This window comes from Acuticoccus kandeliae, from assembly GCF_003073115.1.
In genome coordinates, this window is sequence record NZ_QBBV01000001.1 from 1,705,268 (window position 1) to 1,721,495 (window position 16,228).

The 16,228-nt window shown below is 69.8% G+C and carries 14 protein-coding genes; 7 read left to right on the plus strand and 7 right to left on the minus strand.

The genetic code is table 11. The features are described 5' to 3' along the window. Positions 1–13 precede the first annotated feature (13 nt). Genes DBV35_RS07805 through DBV35_RS07820 form a run of 4 tightly spaced genes read left to right on the plus strand, consistent with a single transcriptional unit; the run spans position 14 to position 5,514 of the window. Positions 14–1,099, plus strand: a complete 1,086-nt coding sequence (locus DBV35_RS07805; protein WP_108659606.1) for an ABC transporter ATP-binding protein — start codon at positions 14–16, stop codon at positions 1,097–1,099. Next, positions 1,096–2,862 (plus strand): ABC transporter permease subunit, encoded by a 1,767-nt coding sequence (locus tag DBV35_RS07810; protein WP_108659607.1) that lies wholly within the window; start codon positions 1,096–1,098, stop codon positions 2,860–2,862. The genes DBV35_RS07805 and DBV35_RS07810 overlap by 4 nt, the downstream gene beginning before the upstream one ends. Before the next feature lie 34 nt (positions 2,863–2,896). After that, positions 2,897–4,438, plus strand: coding sequence for a class I adenylate-forming enzyme family protein (locus DBV35_RS07815; protein ID WP_108659608.1), 1,542 nt, complete (start codon positions 2,897–2,899; stop codon positions 4,436–4,438). Further along, complete coding sequence (locus tag DBV35_RS07820; RefSeq protein ID WP_108659609.1) at positions 4,435–5,514, plus strand: hypothetical protein; 1,080 nt, start codon at positions 4,435–4,437, stop codon at positions 5,512–5,514. The genes DBV35_RS07815 and DBV35_RS07820 overlap by 4 nt, the downstream gene beginning before the upstream one ends. 10 nt (positions 5,515–5,524) lie before the next feature. Here the strand turns inward: DBV35_RS07820 and DBV35_RS07825 are convergent, their stop codons facing one another. After that, positions 5,525–6,427: a LysR family transcriptional regulator gene (locus tag DBV35_RS07825; RefSeq protein WP_108659610.1), complete on the minus strand. Its 903-nt coding sequence runs from the start codon at positions 6,425–6,427 to the stop codon at positions 5,525–5,527. A gap of 156 nt (positions 6,428–6,583) precedes the next feature. Between DBV35_RS07825 and hglS the strand changes: the two genes are divergently transcribed. From hglS to DBV35_RS07840, 3 genes are all read left to right on the plus strand, one after another. Next, positions 6,584–7,975 (plus strand): 2-oxoadipate dioxygenase/decarboxylase HglS, encoded by a 1,392-nt coding sequence (hglS, locus tag DBV35_RS07830; RefSeq protein WP_108659611.1) that lies wholly within the window; start codon positions 6,584–6,586, stop codon positions 7,973–7,975. Between the two features lie 99 nt (positions 7,976–8,074). Beyond that, positions 8,075–9,559, plus strand: a complete 1,485-nt coding sequence (gene amaB, locus DBV35_RS07835; protein WP_108660616.1) for an L-piperidine-6-carboxylate dehydrogenase — start codon at positions 8,075–8,077, stop codon at positions 9,557–9,559. Between the two features lie 3 nt (positions 9,560–9,562). Continuing rightward, a complete protein-coding gene (locus tag DBV35_RS07840; protein ID WP_108659612.1) occupies positions 9,563–10,795 on the plus strand; it encodes a pyridoxal phosphate-dependent aminotransferase in 1,233 nt (410 codons plus the stop codon). A gap of 12 nt (positions 10,796–10,807) precedes the next feature. On the opposite strand, the gene DBV35_RS07845 is transcribed toward DBV35_RS07840, so the two are convergent. The 6 genes from DBV35_RS07845 to DBV35_RS07870 form a co-directional block, all read right to left on the minus strand. Continuing rightward, a complete protein-coding gene (locus tag DBV35_RS07845; RefSeq protein WP_108659613.1) occupies positions 10,808–12,082 on the minus strand; it encodes an NAD(P)/FAD-dependent oxidoreductase in 1,275 nt (424 codons plus the stop codon). Between the two features lie 156 nt (positions 12,083–12,238). Next, positions 12,239–12,889: an RraA family protein gene (locus tag DBV35_RS07850; protein ID WP_108659614.1), complete on the minus strand. Its 651-nt coding sequence runs from the start codon at positions 12,887–12,889 to the stop codon at positions 12,239–12,241. A gap of 18 nt (positions 12,890–12,907) precedes the next feature. Further along, complete coding sequence (locus DBV35_RS07855; protein WP_108659615.1) at positions 12,908–13,927, minus strand: C-terminal binding protein; 1,020 nt, start codon at positions 13,925–13,927, stop codon at positions 12,908–12,910. A gap of 30 nt (positions 13,928–13,957) precedes the next feature. Beyond that, a complete protein-coding gene (locus DBV35_RS07860) occupies positions 13,958–14,710 on the minus strand; it encodes an amino acid ABC transporter ATP-binding protein (RefSeq protein WP_108659616.1) in 753 nt (250 codons plus the stop codon). Beyond that, the gene (locus tag DBV35_RS07865; RefSeq protein WP_108659617.1) at positions 14,707–15,510 is read right to left on the minus strand and encodes an amino acid ABC transporter permease; all 804 of its coding nucleotides are present in this window, start codon (positions 15,508–15,510) and stop codon (positions 14,707–14,709) included. The genes DBV35_RS07860 and DBV35_RS07865 overlap by 4 nt, the downstream gene beginning before the upstream one ends. Then, the gene (locus DBV35_RS07870) at positions 15,507–16,223 is read right to left on the minus strand and encodes an amino acid ABC transporter permease (RefSeq protein ID WP_108659618.1); all 717 of its coding nucleotides are present in this window, start codon (positions 16,221–16,223) and stop codon (positions 15,507–15,509) included. Before DBV35_RS07870 ends, DBV35_RS07865 begins: the two co-directional genes overlap by 4 nt. Positions 16,224–16,228: the final 5 nt, after the last annotated feature.

The following is a 16,228-nucleotide window of genomic DNA, read 5'->3' on the forward strand; positions in this document are numbered from 1 at the left end:
AGGACAGCATGACATGACGGAACTCGTCCCCCCGGCTTCGGGCGGAGCCGCGAAGCTCGTGACGCAAGGCCTGGAGATGCGCTTCGGCCTCCTCGTCGCGCTCGAGCCGACCGACATCACCGTGGCCGTCGGCGAGTTCCTGACGCTGCTCGGCCCGTCGGGCTCGGGCAAGTCGACGCTGTTGCAACTCGTCTGCGGGCTCCTGGAGCCCGCGGGCGGCACCGTCCTCATCGACGGTAAGGACCAGACCGGCGTCCCGGTCTATCAGCGCGATATCGGCCTCGTTTTCCAGCACTACGCCCTCTTCCCGCACCTCACGGTGGGCGAGAATGTCGCCTTTCCGCTGAAGATGCGCGGCATCGCGGGGGCCGAGGCGAAGGCCAAGGTGAAGGCGGCGCTCGAGATGGTCCATCTCGGCCATCTCGGGCACCGCTTCCCGCGCGAACTCTCCGGCGGACAGCAGCAGCGCGTCGCGCTCGCCCGCTGCTTCGTCTACGAGCCGTCCATCATCCTGATGGACGAGCCGCTCGGCGCGCTCGACAAGAAGCTGCGCGACGAGATGCAGATCGAGATCAAGCGCCTCCATCGCGAGACGGGGGCGACGATCATCTACGTCACGCACGATCAGGAAGAGGCGCTCGCCATGTCCGACCGGATCTGCGTGATGAACCACGCGAAGGTCGAGCAGATCGGCACGCCCCACGAGATCTACAGCCGGCCGCGGACCGAGTTCGCCGCGAACTTCATCGGCCTCTCCAACATCTTCCGCGGCGAGCGCAGCGACGGCCGCCTCGTCACCCCGCACGGCGCGTTCACGGTGCCGGCGGACGCGCCCGGCACCGGCGCCGCGATCGTCGTGCGCCCGGAGCAGCTCACCCTCGGCGAGGCGTGCGAGAATCGCGTGTGCGGCACCGTGCGCGAGGTCGTCTATGCCGGCTCGGAGACGCGGATCATCACGCGGCTCGACGCCGGCGGCGCGGCAGGGGGCGAGGGGGCGGACGAGTTCATCCTGCGCCTTCTGCCCGGCAGCCCCATCCCGACGCTCGGCGAGCGGATCTCGGCCTCCTGGAATCCCGACATCGCGACGATGGTGCCATGAGCGTGACCGCGCTCGACGACACCGAGGCCGGCGCGCCCCGCCCGCGCTGGCGCTTCGCGAGGCCCTCGGCGCTCTGGCTCGTGCTGCCGGGCGTCCTCTTCCTCGTCTACTTCTTCGCCTGGCCGGTCGCGCGCCTGCTCCTCCTCAGCCTGACCGACCAGACCGGCGCGTTCAGCCTGGAAAATTACGAGCGCATCGCGCAGACCGACCTCTATGTGCGCGTCCTCGGGATCACCTTCCGCATCGCGCTGATGACGGCCGCCGTCTCGCTCCTCGTCGGCTATCCGGTCGCCTACTGGCTGAACCGGCAGCCATCGATCTGGCGCGGCAAGCTCCTCATGTTCGTCATGGTGCCGTTCTGGACGAGCTATCTCGTCAAGACGTTCGCCTGGATGATCCTTCTCGGGCGCACCGGCGTCATCAACGACATCCTCACCGGCAGCGGCCTTGTCGAGCGGCCCGTCTCGCTCATGTACAACCAGCTCGGCATCATGATCGGCATGGTCCACGCGATGGTGCCGCTCGCCGTCATCACCATGCTGCCGATCATGGCGAACATCGACCGCCGCCTCGGCAACGCGGCGATGACGCTCGGCGCGACGCCGGCGCACGCCTTCTGGCTGATCTTCTTCCGCCTCTCGCTGCCGGGCGTCACGGCGGCGGGGCTGCTGGTCTTCATCTTCTCGCTCGGCTTCTTCATCGTGCCGGCCTTCCTCGGCGGCTCGCGCAACCAGATGCTCGCCCAGCTCGTCATCACCCAGATCCAGGAGCTCCTGAACTGGCAGTTCGCGGGCGCGCTCGCGACGCTGATGCTGGTCGCCGCGCTCGTCACCTGCTTCGTCTATGACCGCCTCTTCGGCATCTCCACCGTCACGGGCGGGTCTGGGCGGTCGGGCAGCGGCTGGAGCAGGGCGCTCGCGAACTGGGCCCTCTGCGGCGTCGCGGACGTGTGCGCGTTCATCGGCCGTGGCACGCGCGCGGTGGTCGGCGCCCGCGCCAGCGCCTATTCGCTCGCGAGCGTGTCCTGGTTCGTCATCGCCTTCCTCGTCGTGCCGACGCTCCTCATCTTCCCGCTCAGCTTCACGAGCTCGTCCTTCCTGTCCTTCCCGCCGCCGGGATGGTCGCTCCAATGGTACCAGACCTTCATCGAGTCGCCGCTCTGGACGACGGCGACGATCCGCTCCTTCGGCGTCGGCTTCGCGACCGCCATCGCGGCGACGGCGATCGGCGGGTTCGCCGCTCTCGGCCTCTTCCGGATGCGCTCGCGGTGGAGCCCGGCGCTCTTCGCCTTCTTCCTCGCGCCGATGATCGTGCCGCGCATCGTCATCGCGGTGGGCATCTTCTACCTCTATGCCCAGATCGGCCTCGTCGGGACGGACCTCGGCCTCGTCATCGGCCACACCGTGCTCGCGATCCCGTTCACCCTCATCGCGGTGTCGGCGATCCTGAAGACCTACGACACGCGGCTCGACCAGGCGGCGGCGACGCTCGGCGCGAACCCGTTGAAAACGCTCACCCACGTCACGATCCCGCTGATCAGCGGCGGCCTCGTGGCGGCCTTCCTCCTCGCCTTCATCACCTCGTTCGACGAGCTGACGATCGCCATCTTCGTCTCGGGCGGGATCAAGACCACGCTGCCGAAGCAGATGTGGGACGACATGCTCCTTCAGCTCAATCCGACGCTGGCGGCCGTTTCCGTCGTCGTCTTCGTGATCGTGACCGCACTCCTGCTCATCGCGGAGCGGTTCCGACGGACCGATTGATCCTCAGACGCCCAGAACCCGATAGAGATCCTCAATGACAACTCCGCCAGCGACCCTTGTATCGCGGCTTGCCGACCGGGCGGCCGAGGATCCGGGGCGCCTCTATGCGCGCTTCGACGGAACGCCCCTCACTGTCGGCGAACTCGACCGCGACTCGGCCGCCTTCGCGCAAGGCCTCGTCGATCGCGGCCTGAAGCGCGGCGAGCACGTCGCCGTCATGATGCGCAACTCGGTCGCCGCGCTGAAGGTGATCTTCGCCCTCGCGCGGGCCGGCTTCGTCTGGGTGCCGGTCAACGCGCAGCAGCGCGGAGAGGGCCTCTCCTACCTGTTGCAGCACCCGCGCCCGGTGCTCCTCGTCCATGACGCGGAGTTCGGCGACGTGATCGACGAGGCGGCCGCCCGCGTCGAGCGGATGCCGCCGCGCATCGTCCACGACCCCGCGGCGGGCGGCCTCTCGGCTATGTTCGCGGGCGACCGGCTCTATGCCGGGCCCGCCCCCGAAGCGTCCGACTGGTTCGCGATCATGTACACGTCGGGGACGACGGGGCGGCCGAAGGGGGTGATCGTCACCCACTCGATGCTGAACTATGCCGCCCGCGCCTCCGCGCTCGTCGCCGACATCAGGGACGGCGACGTCCTCTTCCTGTGGGAGCCGCTCTTCCATATCGGCGGCGCGCAGCTCCTGTCGTTGCCGCTGGAGTACGACATCGTGCTCGCGATGGTGCCACGCTTCTCGGCGAGCGGGTTCTGGGACCAGGTGCGCGCCGAGGGGGCGAGCCACATCCACTATCTCGGCGGGATCCTGCAGATCCTCCTCAAACAGCCCGAAACGGCGCGGGACCGCGACCATGGCGTTCGCGTCGCCTGGGGCGGCGGCTGCCCGGCGGCGACGGGCAAGGCCTTCACCGAGCGCTTCGGGATGCCGGTGCGCGAATGCTACGGCATGACCGAGGCCTCCAGCATGACGACGGTGGAGACCGACGGGACGCCCGGCTCGGTCGGCCGGGCGCTCCCCTGGCACGAGGTCGCGATCGTCGACCCCGAGGGCAAGCCCGTGCCGGAAGGCGAGCGCGGCGAGATCGTCGTGTTTCCGCGCATGCCGGGTGCATTGACGCCGGGCTATTATGACAACCCGGAGGCGACGGCGAAGGCGCTGCGCGACGGGCGTTTCTATACCGGCGATGGCGGCTCGTTCGATGCCGACGGGCGCCTCTATTTCCACGGCCGCCTCACCGACAGCGTGCGCTGCCGGGGCGAGAACGTCTCCGCCTTCGAGGTGGAGAATGTCGCCGCCCAGTATCCGGACGTCGAGGATTGCGCGATGATCGGCGTCGCGGCCGAAGTCGGCGAGCAGGACATCAAGCTCTTCGTCCAGCCGAAGGAGGGCCAGACGGTCAGCCCGCCGCTGCTCGTTCAATGGCTCGCCGCGCGCCTCGCCCCCTACCAGATTCCCCGCTACGTCGTCGTCGTCGACGGCTTCGAGCGGACCGCGAGCCAGCGCATCATGAAGCACCGCCTGTCGACCCGTCTCGACGATGGCTGGGATCGGCTCGCCCAAAGGGAGAAGAGCGCATGACGACCGACATCCTCTTGACCGGCACCGGCGGGTTCGCCGGCCGCATCGCCTTCGACATCGCGGCGACGGCGAAGGAGCCGGTGCATGTCACCGTCGCCGGGCGCAATCGTGACCGGCTGCGCTGGCTGGTGACGGCGGGGAACGGCCGCGCGGCCCTCTTCGGCACGCCCGCCCGCTTCGCCGCCTATGAGGCCGACCTTCTCGCCGACGGCGTGCCGGACGCGATGATCGCGGCGCTGGCGCCGAAGATCGTCGCCCAGGCCGCCTCGGTGCAGACCTCGCAGGTGATCGCGAGCCGGGAGAGCCGGTGGGCGCGCCTCGTCGCCGATGGCGGCCTTGCGATCACGGCGCCGAGCCAGGCGCTCCTGTCGATCCGCGTCGCCGAGGCGATCACCCGGTCCGGGCGCGCCATTTCCTTCTTCAATTGCGGCTTCCCCGATGTCGTCAACGGCCTGATCCGCGCGCTCGGGCACGGGATCGTCTCGGGCTTCGGTAACATCGCGATCCTGTCGAACGCCTTCGCGGGGCACGAGGGGATCGCGAGCGACCGGCTCAAGATGCTCGCCCACTATCAGAACCTCGCGACCTTCCGGCAGGCCCCGGCCGAACGCTCGGGGTCGACCCCGCGCGTCTTCGTCGACGGCGCCGAGGTGGCGGACGTCTACGCGCGCTATCGCGACGTCCAGCTGACGCGCGAGCCGGCGATCGAATTGTCCGGCGCGTCCGGCGTGCCGCTCCTCCTGGCGCTCGCGGCGGGGAAGGCCTGGACGGGGCACGTGCCGGGGCCGAACGGGCTGCCGGGCGGCTATCCGGTCCGGCTGGAGGGCGGGGCGCTCGTCCTCGACCTGCCGGACGGCGTGACCGAGGCCGAGGCCGTCGCCTTCAACGCCGCCTACGAGGCGAACGGGGGCATGGTGGTGGAGGGGGACGATGTCATCTTCACCGGCAAGACGCGCGAGGCGCTCGCCCGCTACGACGCCGCGATCTCGGGCGGTTTCGCGGTCGCCGACACGATGGCGGCGATCGACCGGTTCGAGGCGTTGCGCGCCTCGCTCAGCCGCGAGGCGGCGGCCTGAGCGCCGCGTTTCAGCCGGCGAGCGGGCGGAACGAGACTTCGCCGACCAGCCAGTCGCGGAAGTCCGCCGCGTCGCCCGCGCGCCCTTCCGGGACGATGATGTAGTAGGCCATGTCGGTGGAGTAGGGGATGTCGAGGGCGACCTTCAGCTCCCCCGACGCGAGCTCGCGCTCGATCAGATAGCGCGGGAGGAGGGCGCAGCCGAGCCCGCCGCGCACCGCCTCGATGATGAGGGCGAACTGGTCGAACCAGTGACCGGCGCCGATGGGGCCCGGCTCAAGCTCCAGCCGGGCGAACCAGTCGCTCCACAGCCACGGCCGTTCGCTGAGGTGGAGGCGCGGCACGTCGGCGAGCGCCTCCGGGCCGTCGATCGCCCGCTCGCGCAGCGCGCCGCCGACGACGGGCACGATGATCTCGCTGCACAGATAGGTCGCGGTGCCGCCCGGCCAGATCGGCTGGCCGAAATGGATCGCGACATCGCACTGCCGCTCGTCGAGATCGAACACCTCGCCGGAAGTGGTGAGGTCCACGCTGATATCGGGCCGCCGCGCGAGATAGGCGGGCAGGCGCGGCATCAGCCAGCGCGTCGCGAAGGTCGGCAGCGCGTTGACGGCGAGCACCGTCTCTCCCGCCGCACCCGCCGCCGCGTGCCGCATGGTGCTCTCGGCCATGCGCAGGAGCCGCTGCACCTCCGGCAGCAGCTCGCGCCCCGCGCGGTTCGGGACGACGCGGCCCGGCAGCCGCTCGAACAGATCCTTGCCGATCTGCTCCTCCAGCTCGCGCATCTGGCGGCTGACGGCGCTCTGCGTCATCGCGAGCTCCTCCGCCGCCTTGGTGAAGTTGCCGTGCCGCGCGGCGCATTCGAAGGTCATGAGGACGCGCATGTCCGGCAGGAGCCGCCGTCGCATGATCATTCCCGTCCCTTTCCCGTCCGCGCCGCTGCCGTCCCCGGCGCCGCCCCGCCCTCATGCGTATCCGGAATGGGGGCAGCCGAAACACGCGTTGGGCGGGGGCGCGCGCGGCCCTTAGCTTGGCCCGACCCAAAGGCCGATGCGAGGGAATTTCAAGCCGTGCCTGAGACGCTGCTGTCGCCGGACGAGATCCGCACGATGTTCTCCCGCGCGATGTCGCGCATGTATCGCGACGAGGTTCCGGCCTATGGCACGCTCGTCGACCTCGTGCGTGCGGTGAATGCGGGCGTCCTCGCCGAAGATCCTGTCGCGCGCGATCGCCTCGCGGCGGGCGGCGCGCTCGGCCGCATCTCGGAGGAGCGCCACGGCGCGATCCGTCTCGGCACGGCCGCGGAGCTCGCCACGATGCGCCGCCTCTTCGCGGTGATGGGCATGGCGCCGGTCGGCTATTACGACCTCAGCGCCGCCGGTGTGCCGGTGCACGCGACCGCCTTCCGCCCGCTCGGCGAGGCGGCGCTCGCGGCGAACCCGTTCCGCGTCTTCACCTCGCTGCTGCGGCTGGACCTCATCGCCGACCCGGATCTGCGGGACGAGGCGGAGTCGGTGCTGTCGCGCCGGACAATCTTCACCGACGCCTGCCTCGCGCTGATCGCGGCGGCCGAGACCCGCGGCGGCCTCGCGCCCGCCGAGGGGGAGCGGTTCGTTGCCGAGGCGATCGAGACCTTCCGCTGGCATCCGGTGGCGAACGTCTCCCACGCCCTCTATCGCCGCCTTCACGGCGCGCACCGGCTCGTCGCCGACGTCGTCGCGTTCAAGGGGCCGCACATCAACCATTTGACGCCGCGCACGCTCGACATCGAGGCCGTCCAGCGCCAGATGCCGGCGCGCGGCATCGTGCCGAAGGCGGTGATCGAGGGGCCGCCGGCGCGCAAGGTGCCGATCCTCCTGCGCCAGACCTCCTTCAAGGCGCTGGAGGAGCCCGTCACCTACACCGACGGCACGACGACCGTCGCAGGCTCCCACACCGCGCGCTTCGGCGAGATCGAGGAGCGCGGTCTCGCGCTGACGCCGAAGGGCCAGGCGCTCTATGACCGCCTCCTCGCGGCGACCCGCGCCGAGATCCGCCCGGCCGCGGACGGCTCCAACGCCGCCGAGTACATCGCCCGGCTCCGGGAGGTCTTCGCCGCCTTCCCCGACGATCTCGACACGCTGCGCCGCGAAGGGCTCGGCTATTTCCGCTACGCCGCCACCGGCCGCCCTGCGCGCGAGGGGGACATCGCCCTCGACGCGGACGCCCTCGTCGCCGCAGGCCTCCTGACGGCCGAGCCCATCGTCTACGAGGATTTCCTGCCCGTCAGCGCGGCTGGTATCTTCCAGTCCAATCTCGGCGACGACGCCGCGCAGGACTTTCGCGCCAATCCGAGCCGCGCGCGCTTCGAGGCCGATCTCGGCGCGCCGGTGCACGACCTCCACCAGGCCTATGCCGAGATCGAGGCCGCCTCGCTCGCCCGCGCCCGCTTGGCGCTCGCCCGCGACGCGGCCATTGCCTGATTGTCCACGAACTCACGAAGGATCGGACCGATGCAGCAACAGACGTCTTCCCCCACGAACCCGCGCGGCGCCGCCCTTCCCGACGTCACGCGCGCCACGATGGCCGCCGTCGGCGCCGCGGTGGACCTCTCCGTCGCCGGCGGAATGGCGGTCGTCTCCCCGGTGAGCGGCGAGGCCGTCGCAACGCTCCGCACCCACACCCCGGCTGAGGTGGACGCCGCGATCGACGTCGCGGCGGAGGCCTTCCGCGCCTGGCGGATGGTGCCGCCGCCGCGCCGCGGCGAGCTCGTGCGCCTCTTCGCCGAGGAGCTGCGCGCGGCGAAGGAGGATCTCGGGCGGATGGTCTCCATCGAGGCCGGCAAGTCGCCCTCCGAGGGCCTCGGCGAGGTCCAGGAGATGATCGACATCTGCGACTTCGCGGTCGGCCTGTCGCGCCAGCTCTACGGCCTCACCATCGCGAGCGAGCGTCCCGGCCACCGGATGATGGAGACGTGGCATCCGCTCGGCGTCGTCGGGCTCATCACCGCGTTCAACTTCCCCTGCGCGCCGTGGTGCTGGAACGCGGCGCTGGCGCTGGTGTGCGGCGATCCGGTGGTGTGGAAGCCGTCGGAGAAGACGCCGCTGACGGCGCTCGCGTGCCAGGCCGTGCTCGACCGCGCCATCGCCCGCTTCGGCAGCGACGCCCCGGCCGGGCTCTCGCAGGTGCTGGTCGGCGGGCCGGAGGTCGGCGAGGCGCTCGTCGACAGCCCGAAGGTGGCGCTGATCTCGGCGACCGGCTCGACGCGCATGGGCCGGATCGTCGGCCCCCGCGTCGCCGCGCGCTTCGGCAAGTGCATCCTGGAGCTCGGCGGCAACAATGCCGGCATCGTCTGCCCCTCGGCCGACCTCGACATGGCGTTGCGCGCGATCGCGTTCGGCGCGATGGGCACCGCCGGCCAGCGCTGCACCACGATGCGCCGCCTCTTCGTCCACGCCTCGGTCTACGACACGGTCGTCCCGGCGCTGAAGAAGGCCTACGCCTCCGTCACCGTCGGCAACCCGCTGGAGACCGACGCGCTGGTCGGTCCGCTGATCGACGGGCGGGCCTACGAGTCGATGGGCGAGGCGCTCGAGGAGGCGCGGTCGCTGGGCGGCACAGTCCATGGCGGGGCGCGGGCCGAAGTCGGCGGCGCGTCCGCCTATTATGTGCATCCGGCGCTGGTCGAGATGCCGGCGCAGGAAGGGCCGGTCCTGCGCGAGACCTTCGCGCCCATCCTCTACGTGATGAAGTACACCGACCTCGACGCCGCGATCGAGGCGCACAACGCGGTCGGCGGGGGCCTCTCGTCCTCGATCTTCACCACAGACATGCGCGAGATGGAGACCTTCCTCTCCGCCCGCGGCTCCGATTGCGGCATCGCCAACGTCAATATCGGCACCTCGGGGGCCGAGATCGGCGGCGCGTTTGGGGGCGAGAAGGAGACCGGCGGCGGCCGCGAGAGCGGGTCGGACGCATGGCGCGCCTACATGCGGCGGGCGACCAACACGATCAACTATTCGAGCGCGCTGCCCCTCGCCCAGGGCGTCGTCTTCGACATCGGCTGAGCCATGCAGACGAGGACCCACACTCCGTTCCGGCCCGCCGCGCGCATCGCCGCGATCGGCGTGTCGGAGATCCTCGCGATCGGTGCCCGCGCCGCGTCCATGCGCGCCGCGGGGCGGGACATCATCACGCTCGGCGCCGGCGAGCCGGACTTTCCGACGCCCGATCACGTGAAGGCGGCGGCCAAGGCAGCGATCGACCGGGGCGAGACGACCTACACAGCGCTCACCGGCTCGCCCGCCTTGAAGGCCGCGATCGCCGCGAAATTCGCGCGCGAGAACGGCATCGAGTGCGGCGTGGACGAGATCATCGCCTGCACCGGGGCGAAGCAGGTCCTCTACAACGCGATGATGGCGACGCTCGACCCCGGCGACGAGGTCATCATCCCCGCCCCGTCATGGGTCACCTACGCGGACATCGTCGCCCTCGCCGGTGGCGTGCCGGTGCTGGTGCCGTGCGAGGAGGGGGAGGGGTTCCGCCTCTCGCCCTCCCGGCTGCGCGCCGCGATCACGCCGCGCACGCGCTGGCTGATGCTGAACTCGCCGTCGAACCCATCGGGCGCGGCCTATTCGGCGGCCGAGCTCTCGGCCCTCATCGCCGTGCTCCACGAGGCGCCGCACGTCTGGCTCCTCGCCGACGACATCTACGAGCACATCCGCTATGGCGACGCGCCCCACGCGACGCCGGCCGCGCTCGATCCGGCCATCGCGGCGCGCACGCTGACGGTGAACGGCGTCAGCAAGGCCTACGCGATGACGGGCTGGCGGCTCGGCTATGGTTGCGGCCCGGCCGATCTCATCGCGGCGATGAGCGTGATCCAGAGCCAGTCGACCTCGTGCCCGTCCTCGGTGAGCCAGGCCGCCGCCATCGCCGCGCTGGAAGGGCCGCAGGATTTCCTGCCGGAGCGTTGCGAGAGCTTCCGCCGCCGGCGCGACCTCGTCGTCGGCCGCCTCGCCGCGATCCCCGGCCTCACCTGCCGCACCCCGGAAGGGGCCTTCTACGCCTTCGCCGGTTGCGGCGGGCTCATCGGCGCGCGGACGGGGGAGGGGCGGGCGATCGCGGACGACCGGGCGTTCTGCTCGTATCTCCTCGATGCGGCGGGGGTCGCGGTGGTGCCGGGCACGGCGTTCGGGCTGCCGGGCTATTTCCGCGTCTCCTACGCGACCTCCGACGCGGTGCTGGAGACGGCCCTCACGCGCATCGCGGAGGCCTGCGCGGCGCTCGACGTGCGGGGCTGACGGGCCCCGCTTTCAGTGCGCGGAAAGCCCGTGGACGAGGGTGGCGCCGAACTCGTAGTAGGCCGCCTTCGCCCGCGGGAATCGCTCCGAATAGCGCTCCACAGGCGCGATCGGCAGCGCATCCGGCGCGTCGTCGAGGAGCGCGGCGGCGGCCGCCGTGCCGAACACCGTCCCCGGCGAGATGCCGCGGCCGGAATAGCCGAACGAGGCGTAGGCGTTCGGGGCGAAGGCGACGATCTTCGGGATGTGGTCGGCGGTCATCGCGATGCGGCCGCTCCAGCCGTGATCGAAGGGGATGTCGGCGAGGTCGGGGAACAGCTTGCCGAGCTTGCGCCGGGCCCAGCCCTCGTGAAAGCCGCGGCCGGGATCTTCGAGGCTCCCCATGCCGCCGACGATCAGCCGGCCCGCCTTGTCGGTCCGCACCGACGACATCACCGTCGCCGTGTCCCAGCAGCCCTCGCCGCCCGGCAGGATCGTCGACCGGACATCCTCGGGGAGCGGCCTCGTCGCGAACTGGCAGTAGCTGACGCGGGTGTAGGCCGCCTTGAAGGGCGACTCGATCCCGGCCTGATAGGCGTTCGTCGCGATGAGGAGATTGCGGGCGCGCACCGTGTGGCCGTTCGCCTCCGCGTGCCAGATCTCGCCCTCGCGGCGGAGCGCGGTGACGGGGGAGCGTTCGCACACGATCGCGCCCTTCCCGATCGCGGCGCGGGCGAGGCCGCGGCAATAGTCGAGCGGCTGGATGGTGCCGGCCCGCGGGTCGAGGAGCGCGCCGTGGAAGGCGTCGGTGCCGGTCCGGCGTCGGGTCTCGGCGGCGTCGAGCAGACGGAGCGGCGCGCCGTGGCGGTTGCCCTGACGATGCCGGTCCTCCAGATCCTTCAGCCCTTGGGGAGAGTGGGCGAGGTGGAGCGTCCCGTTCCGCGTCGCCTCGCAGCCGATCCCCTCGCGCGCGATGATGGCGAAGACCTCGCCCGGCCCCCGGCCGAGCGCATCGTTGAGCCGCCTGCCCGCCGCCTCGCCGAGCGCGTCGATCACCGCATCCGGCGGCAGCCACAGCCCCGCATTGACGAGGCCGACATTGCGGCCCGAGCCGCCGTGCCCGACGATCTCGGCCTCGAGCACGCACACGCGCGCGCCGCGCCCGGCCGCCTCCAGCGCGGCCGCCGAACCGGTGAAGCCGCCACCGACGACGAGGAGTTCCACCTCCAGATCGCGCGACAGCGGCGGGGCCGCCACGCGCTCCGTGGAACTGTCGCGCCAGAGGATCGAGTTCGGCACTGCGCCCATTGTGCGGCCTTCTGTGGTGTCGATGGAATATCCGGACCCCGCGCGGGGACGGCCGGCGGTCCGGCCGCCAGCATCCCGCGCGGCTGCAATATCCGCGCCTCCTCGCGTGGCGACCCCGCGTCGGAGCGCCGCGCGAGGATGTGCGACGGTGGGCGGCTACGCGGTCTGCATGCCGAAGAGGTCCGGGATCGACGTGCCGCCCCGGATCTCGCGGATCCACGAGGCCTCCTTCAGGAGGTGGGCCTGCGCGGCGGCGAGCACCGCGTCGGCGCGCTCCAGCGGGACGACGACGACGCCGTCTTCGTTCGCGAGCACGATGTCGCCTGAGCGCACCGCGACGCCGCCGACCGAGGCCGGCGCGTCGAGCACGCCGCCAAAACCCTCGTGCGGTCCCTTCGGCGTCGCCGCGGCGCAGTACATCGCAAGGCCCGCCTCGCGCATGTCCGCCACGTCGCGCACCGCGCCGTCGACGATCGCGCCGCCGAGCCTGCAGCGGACCGCGTCCTCCGCCATCACCCCGCCCCAGACGGCGACCTCCGCGACCCCGCCCGCGTCGACGACCACGATCTCGCCCTCACGCGCGCTCGCGATCATCACGCAGATCGGCCAGCAGTCGCCGACCATGGTCGTGACGGTGCGCGCCTGGCCGCAGATCGGCGTGTTGGGGGAGATCGGCTTGATCGAGGACTTCATGACCTGGGTACGGTTCATGCAGTCCGACGCGACGGCGGGCGGGATCATCCGCCATGCCGCCAGTTCTTCCGAGGTCAGGACCCGGTAGTCCGCCACATGTCGTTCGAGTGCCATGGCTCTAATCTTCTGTCCTTATACGGCCTTTGAGTCCCAGCCGGGGTTGACGTTGTTGCGCAGATTTCCGGAGACGAGGTAGTCCATCAGTATTTCCGCCGAGAATGTGCGCATGTCCTCATAGGCGGCGTCCGAATAGAACGCCGCGTGCGGCGTGACGAGAAGACGCCCCGCGAGCCAGTCCGCGTTCGCGTGCCAGGCCTCGATCAGCTTCGGATTGGAGACCGGCGGCTCCTCGGGCAGGACATCGAGACCGGCGGCGGCGACGTGGCCGCTTCGGAGCGCGTCGTGGAGGGCGTCAATGTCGTAGAGGCCGCCACGGGCGATGTTGATGAAGATGGCGCCGGGCTTCATCGCCGCGAACTGCTCGGCGGCCATCATCTTCCGCGTCCGCGCCGACAGCGGGACGTGGAGGCTCACGACATCCGCCTTGCCGAGCAGCGCGTCGAGGCTGCGCACGCGCTCGAAGCCGAGGCCGAGCTCGTGCCCGTCGGGCAGGTACGGATCGAAATAGACGACGTGCATGTCGAACGCCGCCGCCCGGCGCGAGACGGCGGTCCCGATGCGCCCCATGCCGATGGCGCCGAACACGCTCTTGCGCAGGCGCCGCACGACCGGAACATTCTCGGCGACGAAGCCGGCGACTGGATCGCTCTTCAGCCGCGCCTCATAGGTGCCGAGGCCGCGCGTCAGGTGTAGCAGCATCGCGAGCGCGTGGTCGGCGACCTCGGTGGTGCCGTAGTTCGGCACGTTGGCGACCGGAATGCCCCGCGCAGAGCAGGCGAGCGTGTCGACATTGTCGAAGCCGACACCGACGCGCACGATGAAGCGGCACGCCTTCAGCTTGGCCACCACATCCTCGCTTAGGCGCATCCGGTGCCAGATGAGGACGGCATCGCACGCGGCCCAGACCGCGTCGGGGATCGCCGCCGGATCGGTCTCGTCATAGACGAGATACTCGATGGTATCGCCGGAGACGCCCTTCTCGACATCGAGATCGCGCAAATGGGCGTCGGGAACCAGGACTTTGAAGGACATTTTCGTCTTTTCAGCTGTATTGGCAGGGGGTCAGAGGACCTTGTCGAGGAAGTCCTTGAGACGAGGGTCCGACGGAGACTTGAAGAGCTTGGCCGGCGGGCCATGCTCGTAGATGACGCCGTGATCGGTGAAGTAGACCTCGTCGGCGACTTCCTCGGCGAAGCGCATCTCGTGGGTGACGAGCACACAGGTCATGCCTTCGGCGGCGAGGTCGCGCACGACGTTCAGGACCTCGCTGACCATCTCCGGATCGAGCGCGGCGGTGATCTCGTCGAAGAGGATGACGCGCGGCTCCATCGCGAGCGCACGGGCGATCGCGACGCGCTGCTGCTGGCCACCGGACAATTCGCCGGGATAGGCCTTCTCCTTGCCGGTGAGGCGCACCTTGGCGAGGAGCGCGGCGGCCCGCTCGTGCACCTCTCGCGGGTCTTCCTTCAGCACCTGCACCGGCGCCATGGTCAGATTCTGCATGACCGTCCGGTGCGGGAAGAGATTGTACTGCTGGAACACCATCGAGACCTGATGGCGCAGCGGGATCAGCGCCCTGTCCGATTTCAGCGTCTCGACCCTGAAATCGCCGACGCGGATGGTGCCGCTGTCGATCGGCGTCAGCCCGTTGATGCAGCGCAGGATCGTGGACTTTCCCGAGCCCGACGGTCCGATGATGCAGACGACGCCGCCATCCTTCACCGACAGGGAGATGCCCTTCAGAACCTCGAAGGAGCCGAACGATTTGCGCACGTCCCGCATCTCGATCAGCGGTTTGGAGCCGGGCAAAGTCATAGCGCTACCGATCCTATGCGCCTTTCGAGCCAGCGCGTCAGAATTGCGATTGGAAAGGCGAAGAGGAAGAACCAGAACAGGATGTAGATGTAGAACCCCGACGCGGTTTCGCTGCCTGTTGTTGCGATGACTGTCCGCGTCACGAACAGGATGTCGGATGCACCCGTCACGACGACGAGGCTCGTGCCGATGAACAGCATCGCGTAGATCGTCATGAGGTTCGGGATCATCAGCGGAAGCGCCTGCGGCAGTACGATGTGCCGCAGGATCTGGAGCCGCCGGTAGCCGAGCGAGCGGGCCGATTCCCATTGCCCGCTCGGGATCGACTCGATCCCGCCCCGGAAGATTTCCGCGATGTTGGCGAGCACCGGCAGTGACAGGCCGATGATCGATTTGATCACCGGCGAGATCGTCACGTAGGTGCCGAAGATCCGGATCTCGAACGGCAGCAGGTAGAGCATCGCGTAGAGCACCACGAGCCACGGCGAGTTGCGCAGGATGTTCATCACGAAGGTCGAGGCGTACCGGATCGGGGCGAAGTCGGCGATGAGGCCGATGCCGAGAACCACCCCGAGGACGGACGCGATCATCATGGCGACGACGCTCATCATGATGTTCATCGCGAAGCCGCCGTCGATCTTCGACAGGTTCGGCGAGCCGGTGAGCATGGTCGGGGTGCGCTCCGCGAGGAGCGTCAGCATCGCGAGCGTGCCGTCGTCGTAGATGAGGACGAGGAGGCCGAGGAGGCACAGCGGCACCCCGATGATGCCGAGGAGGAAGGTGCGAAGATCCGGGCTCATGACCGTTTCACCCCGTAGCCGGGGACATGCAGGAAGACCGACAGACGCCGGATCAGCCAGACGGCGATGCTCGCGATCAGTACGTAGAGGACCCAGATCAGGATCATCACTTCCATGTTCCGGAAGGTCTCGACCATGATCTGCGTCGCGCCGTACATGATGTCGGCGACGGCGACGAGGGCGGCCTGCGAGGACGTCTTGATCAGGCTGACGACGTTGTTGGTCTGCGCCGGCAGCGACAGCCGCATCCCGAGCGGCAGCTCGACATGCCAGAAGGTCTGCACGCGCGTGTAGCCGAGCGCACGGGCGCCCTCCACCGTCTGCGTCGGCACCGCGAGGAGGCCGGAGCGGATGATCTCCACGGCGATCGCGCCGTTATAGAGCCCCAGTGAGAGGACGGCGCAGGTGAAGCCGGAGAAGATCGGAACGCTGCGGCCGGTTGCCGGATCCGTCAGCGAGAGGCCGACGCTTGACAGCATGAAATAGAGGAAGAAGAGCTGCACCAGCGGCGGCGTGTTGCGGAAGAGCTCCACGACCACCGTGGTGACGCTGTCGAGGACGGGGATGCGGAAATGCAGCACCATCGCCCCGACGATGCCGATGGCGAGCATGAGCACGATCCCGAGCAGGCTCATGAGCAAGGTCGTGCCGATGCCCGTCAGCAGCCATTGCTGATAGAGGGGGTCGGCGAGCCACTCGAAGTCGAGTGTCATTCGCG

What these genes read in the sequence shown, in the direction of transcription:
- DBV35_RS07870 (WP_108659618.1), bottom strand. Translation starts at nt 16,223, where the DNA reads ATGACACTCGACTTCGAGTGGCTCGCCGACCCCCTCTATCAGCAATGG.
- DBV35_RS07810 (WP_108659607.1), top strand. Translation starts at nt 1,096, where the DNA reads ATGAGCGTGACCGCGCTCGACGACACCGAGGCCGGCGCGCCCCGCCCG.
- DBV35_RS07865 (WP_108659617.1), bottom strand. Translation starts at nt 15,510, where the DNA reads ATGAGCCCGGATCTTCGCACCTTCCTCCTCGGCATCATCGGGGTGCCG.
- DBV35_RS07850 (WP_108659614.1), bottom strand. Translation starts at nt 12,889, where the DNA reads ATGGCACTCGAACGACATGTGGCGGACTACCGGGTCCTGACCTCGGAA.
- DBV35_RS07840 (WP_108659612.1), top strand. Translation starts at nt 9,563, where the DNA reads ATGCAGACGAGGACCCACACTCCGTTCCGGCCCGCCGCGCGCATCGCC.
- DBV35_RS07820 (WP_108659609.1), top strand. Translation starts at nt 4,435, where the DNA reads ATGACGACCGACATCCTCTTGACCGGCACCGGCGGGTTCGCCGGCCGC.
- DBV35_RS07845 (WP_108659613.1), bottom strand. Translation starts at nt 12,082, where the DNA reads ATGGGCGCAGTGCCGAACTCGATCCTCTGGCGCGACAGTTCCACGGAG.
- DBV35_RS07860 (WP_108659616.1), bottom strand. Translation starts at nt 14,710, where the DNA reads ATGACTTTGCCCGGCTCCAAACCGCTGATCGAGATGCGGGACGTGCGC.
- DBV35_RS07855 (WP_108659615.1), bottom strand. Translation starts at nt 13,927, where the DNA reads ATGTCCTTCAAAGTCCTGGTTCCCGACGCCCATTTGCGCGATCTCGAT.
- amaB (WP_108660616.1), top strand. Translation starts at nt 8,075, where the DNA reads ATGGCCGCCGTCGGCGCCGCGGTGGACCTCTCCGTCGCCGGCGGAATG.
- DBV35_RS07805 (WP_108659606.1), top strand. Translation starts at nt 14, where the DNA reads ATGACGGAACTCGTCCCCCCGGCTTCGGGCGGAGCCGCGAAGCTCGTG.
- DBV35_RS07815 (WP_108659608.1), top strand. Translation starts at nt 2,897, where the DNA reads ATGACAACTCCGCCAGCGACCCTTGTATCGCGGCTTGCCGACCGGGCG.
- DBV35_RS07825 (WP_108659610.1), bottom strand. Translation starts at nt 6,427, where the DNA reads ATGATCATGCGACGGCGGCTCCTGCCGGACATGCGCGTCCTCATGACC.